The sequence below is a fragment of the Albidovulum sp. genome (genome assembly GCF_049646345.1).
Classification (GTDB): Bacteria; Pseudomonadota; Alphaproteobacteria; order Rhodobacterales; family Rhodobacteraceae; genus Albidovulum.
On sequence record NZ_JBARVQ010000172.1, the window covers coordinates 1 to 5,031 of the forward strand.

Annotated in this window: 5 protein-coding genes; all 5 read left to right on the top strand. The window is 65.7% G+C overall.

From position 1 onward, the window contains the following. Positions 1-418, top strand: a 418-nt coding sequence (locus WBB85_RS04265) for a sodium:solute symporter family transporter (protein WP_432637387.1), incomplete at its 5' end; no start/stop codon positions are given. Between the two features lie 61 nt (positions 419-479). After that, positions 480-2,306: a putative nucleotidyltransferase substrate binding domain-containing protein gene (locus WBB85_RS04270; protein WP_432637388.1), complete on the top strand. Its 1,827-nt coding sequence runs from the start codon at positions 480-482 to the stop codon at positions 2,304-2,306. Positions 2,307-2,316: 10 nt separating this feature from the next. After that, entirely contained in the window at positions 2,317-2,847 is a 531-nt protein-coding gene (locus WBB85_RS04275) for a hypothetical protein (protein ID WP_432637389.1), read from the top strand. Next, on the top strand, positions 2,840-3,247 hold the full coding sequence (locus tag WBB85_RS04280) for a response regulator transcription factor (RefSeq protein WP_432637390.1): 408 nt from the start codon (positions 2,840-2,842) through the stop codon (positions 3,245-3,247). Before WBB85_RS04275 ends, WBB85_RS04280 begins: the two co-directional genes overlap by 8 nt. Next, positions 3,240-5,031, top strand: a 1,792-nt coding sequence (locus tag WBB85_RS04285) for an exonuclease domain-containing protein (RefSeq protein WP_432637391.1), incomplete at its 3' end; no start/stop codon positions are given. The genes WBB85_RS04280 and WBB85_RS04285, both read left to right, overlap by 8 nt.

Below are 5,031 nucleotides of genomic sequence, written 5' to 3' on the forward strand. Positions count from 1 at the left end.
GATTGCGGTTGCAACCTATCTGGGCCTCAACCCTCCGGGATTTGCGGCGCAGACGGTGGCCTTGGCCTTCGGTCTGGCGGCCTGTTCGATCTTCCCGGCCCTGATGATGGGCATCTTCTCCAAGCGCATCAACAACAAGGGTGCCGTGGCGGGGATGTTGACCGGTCTGATCGTGACGCTGGTCTATATCTTCCTGCACAAGGGCTGGTTCTTCATTCCGGAAACCAACTCGTTCAGCGACAGCGATCCGCTCTTGTTGTCGATCAAGTCCACATCCTTCGGGGCGGTTGGCGCGATCATCAACTTCATCGTCGCCTATGTCGTGTCGAACGCGACGGAAGACACGCCGGAAGACATTCAGGAACTGGTGGAATCGATCCGCATCCCGAAAGGGGCGGGCGCTGCCACCGGGCACTGAGCCTGATCTGACAAAGGCGCGTCCCTTAGGGGGCGCGCCATTCCGCTTGGGGGAGGTTTGCGTGAACGACATATCCGGGACCGTTCAGACCTTTCTTGAGACGGTTCATCCCTATGATGCTCTGCCGCAGGACGAACTGGCGCGGGTCGCCGGTTCCTTCGGCCGCAGGGAACTGCCGCAAGGCGCAGAGATTTATGCCCAGGGCGAAGTGCTGCCGGGCCTTTTCCTGATCGAGAAGGGCGGGGTCGAAATCCTTGATGCGAACGGGGCTCTGGTCTCGCTCCTCGGCCCGCGCAATTCGTTCGGCGAACGCGGGCTGATGCGCGACGGGCGGGCAGCCACAACCGCGCGGACGACCGGAACCGCGCGGCTTCTTGTCCTGCCGGTCGAGGCGTTCCGGCGGCTGGTGTCCGAGGTTCCGGCCTTCGCCAAATTCTTCAGCCGGGGCAGAGGGGCAGAGCCGCGGGGCAGCGATCTGGCCACCCGTCGGGTTGGTGATCTGATGGCGCGGGACCCCGTCACCTGCGCCCCTGATACCACCGTCGCCGCAGCCGCCCGCCAGATGCGGGACGCGCATGTGTCGAGCCTTGGCGTCACCGACCCGGACGGCACACTTCTGGGCATCGTCACCACCCGCGATCTGTCGCACCGCGTTCTGGCAGAGGGGCGCGGGGCCGATACTCCGGTATCTGCGGTCATGACCGCCGATCCCTCCAGTCTGCCGCCGCAGGCGCTTGGCACCGATATCCTGCATCTGATGCTGGAGCGCCGGATCGGCCATGTGCCGGTGACCGAGGGTGGCAGGCTGATCGGCATGATCACCCAGACCGACCTGACCCGCCATCAGGCGGTCAGTTCCGCCGTCCTGATCCGCGACATCGCACTGGCGGCAAGTGCCGCCGAAATGGCCGAAACGACCGCGCGCATCCCCGGCCTTCTGCGCCAGCTTGTCGGCGGCCACAACGCGCATGAAGTGACAACGCGGCTGATCACCGATATCGCCGATGCGGTGACGCGGCGGCTGCTGGCTTTGGCCGAGGCCGAACTGGGCGCGCCGCCCGTGCCCTATCTCTGGCTTGCCTGTGGCAGTCAGGGGCGGCAGGAACAGACCGGCGTCAGCGATCAGGACAACTGCCTGATGCTTGATGATGCGGTGACCGAAGGCGACATGGGCTATTTCGCGCAGTTGGCGAAATACGTCACGGACGGGCTTAACACAGGCGGCTATGTCTATTGCCCCGGCGACATGATGGCGACAAACCCCCGCTGGTGTCAGCCGGTCCGGGTCTGGCGCGACTATTTCCGCGGCTGGATCGCGACGTCCAACCCCGAGGCGCAGATGCTGGCCAGCGTGATGTTCGACCTGCGCCCGATCGGCGGCGCGGCGCATCTTTTCGGCGACCTGCAGGCCGGGACGCTGGCGGCGGCGTCGAAGAACTCGATCTTCACCGCCCACATGATCGGCAATTCGCTGAAGCACGCGCCGCCCCTCGGGCTCATCCGCGGCTTTGCCACGATCCGTTCGGGAGAGCACCGCAACCAGATCGACATGAAACATTCGGGCGTCGTGCCGGTCACCGACCTTGCCCGCGTCTATGCGTTGCAGGGGCGGCTTTCGGCGGTCAACACCCGGGCGCGGCTGGAAGCGGCGATTGAGGCGGGCGTCATCTCCCCCTCAGGCGGGCGCGATCTGATCGAGGCCTATGACCTCATTGCCGAAACCCGGCTGGGTCATCAGGCAGCACGGGTGAAGGCGGGCGAAAAGCCCGACAACTTCCTTGCCCCCGCCGAGCTTTCCGATTTTGAGCGCAGCCACCTGCGCGATGCCTTTGTCGTGGTCCGGACGATGCAATCGGCGGTCGGTCACGGCAAGGGGGCCCTGAATTGAAGGATACACGATGCTGATCGACTTCATCTCCATGATAGCCATCGGGCTCGCCGTCGGCGGTGTGCTTTTTCTGGGCAATCACATGTCCGGGCGGCGGGTGCCGAAATGGGTGATGCCCGCGGCCGTCGGGGTGGCGATGCTGGGCTTCACGATCTGGAATGAATACAGCTGGGCCGACCGCTATGCGGCGCTTTATCCCGAAACGGCGGTGGTGACGTTCCGCAACGAACAAAGCCAGGCCTGGCGGCCCTGGACCTTCCTGGCCCCCGTGACGACCCGGATGGCGATGCTGGATCGCGGGCCCGAGGCGGCTCTGCCCGCCGATCCCGGGCCTGACTACCGTCTTGCGCGGATCCATCTGCTGGAACGCTGGAAACCCAGCCTTGCCGTGACCGTGGTGTTCGATTGCCCGGGCGGGCGGCGGGCAGATGCCCGCACCGAAGGGGCCACGGCCGGGGACCTGGCCAGCGCCAACTGGCTGAAGATCGACCGGGAGGATGCCGCCTTCCGGGCCGCATGCGAGGGAGGGGCGAATGGATAAGGGAAAACGCCATCGGGTTCTGATCGTCGAGGATGAGGACAATATCGCGCTTGCGCTCGACTACGTTCTGACGCGCGAAGGGTATGCCCATGACCGCATCGCCAACGGAGCCGAGGCCCTGCCAAAGATCCGCGACACCGCGCCCGATCTGGTGCTTCTCGACGTGATGCTGCCCGAAGTGTCGGGCTATGAGATCTGCCAGAATGTCCGGATGGACCCGAAACTGAAGGATGTGAAGATCCTGATGATGACGGCGCGTGGGTCGGCGATGGAACGCCGCAAGGGGCTCGCGCTCGGGGCTGATGGGTTCATCGCAAAACCATTTGAGTTGAAAGAGTTACGCGACGAAGTTCGCAAACTTCTGGAGCCCGGTGCCGAAGGGGCGGGGGGCGATGCGTGACCGCCTGAGCCTGCGCCAGCGGCTGCTCCTCTTTTTCGCGGCGATGGCCGTGGGCGGAGTGGCGGCGGTGGTGGCGGGGCTCTGGTTCGGCTATCGCCAGCTTGGCGATCCCGCTGCCCTTTCAGCCTTCGTGACGGCAGGTGCTGTTGCCGGATTCGCCATTCTCGGTCTGGTCGCGGGCATCTGGTTTCTCTTCGATGAGAATGTCGGCCGCGCGCTCGATCGGTTGGCGGCAGGGATGCGGGCGCAGGCGCATGCTGCCAAGGCTGGCACGTTCGACGCGGCCCCCGGCCGCTATCTTGGTGATCTCGGCCCGGCGGCGACGGCGCTGACCGATGCGCTGGCCGATACCCGCAATGCATTGGCCGATGCGGTGGCGCGTGAGACCGGGCGGCTCAGCGCTGAAAAGGCGCGGCTTGAGGCGCTGTTGTCCGATGTTCCGGCGGGGGTGCTTCTTTGTTCAGATGCACATCAGTTGGTCTTCTACAACATGCCTGCCATCGACATTCTGGGGACTGCATCGGGTCTTGATCGCAAGGTCTTTGACTATCTGCGCGAAGCGCCGCTTTTGCACGCCTATGACCGGCTGGTTGCTGCCGGGGATGCTGAGGTGGTGGCCGACCTCATGGTCGCCACATGGGACGGGGCAAAGGTGCTGTCCGGCCGGATGCGGCTGCTCGATCGGGGCGGGTCACCGGGCTATGTGCTGACGCTGCGCGATGTGACTGGCGATCTGGCCGCCCATGCGGGCCGCGACCGGTTGCTGGAGGATATCTTCGATCGAATCCGCCGCCCTGCTGCTAATCTTCAGACCGTGATCGGGGTGATGGCGGAGGCCGGGGACAAGGCGGCGCTGAATGCTGCGCTGATCGAGGAAGTGGGCACGCTGGCCGGGTCGGTCAACGACCTTGCCGCCCGCTACGACACCGCGCGCGGCAGCTGGAGTGCTTTGCCCCGGACCCGCGCGGCAGACCTTCTCGATGGGTTCCGGGCGCGGGCCGAGGCGGCAGGCCTGTCGGTCAGGACCGAGGTCGCCGACCTGATCCTGCGCTGCGACGGGTTCGAGATCGTGGCGCTGCTCGCGGGTCTTGCCGGGCGTCTTGGGGTGGCGGATGTGTCGCTGAAGGTCGAAGAGGACGGCGCGGGCGCGATGATCACCCTTGCCTGGCCGGGTGACATTCTGGCGGTCGGGGTGTTGGAAAACTGGCTTGCCGGCGCAATCGACCCTGCGGCGGGCGAGGTGACAGGCCACTCGGTTCTGGCGACGCATGCGACCGATTGCTGGCCCGAAGGGCATGGCGGAAGGGCAGCGATCCGCCTGCCGATCCGCGAGGCGCGCCGCGCAAGCGGGACAGTCGCCCCCATCGCGCGGCACGTTGTCTATGATTTCGACCTGCTGCTGAAGCCGCCCCCGGCGGAACTGGCCGACATGCCGCTCGACCGGTTGACCTATGTCGTCTTTGACACCGAGACGACGGGGCTTTTACCGGAAGAGGGGGACGAGATCGTGCAGATCGCCGGGCTGCGGCTGGTCAATGGCCGCCGGGTTCCGGGTGAGGTCTTTGACATGCTGGTCGATCCCGGCCGGACGATCCCACTGAAGGCAACCGCAGTTCACGGCATTTCCGACGCGATGGTGGCCGGAGCGCCGGGCGTGGCCGAGGCGCTGCCCCTGTTCCACCACTTCGCCGAAGGTGCGGTGCTGATCGCCCACAACGCCCCTTTCGACATGACATTCCTGCGGCGGCGGGAGGGTGAGACAGGCCGTGTCTTCGATCATCCCA

Excerpts from the sequence above, each read along its gene's own strand:
- WBB85_RS04275 (WP_432637389.1), top strand. The coding sequence starts at position 2,317 with ATGCTGATCGACTTCATCTCCATGATAGCCATCGGGCTCGCCGTCGGC.
- WBB85_RS04280 (WP_432637390.1), top strand. The coding sequence starts at position 2,840 with ATGGATAAGGGAAAACGCCATCGGGTTCTGATCGTCGAGGATGAGGAC.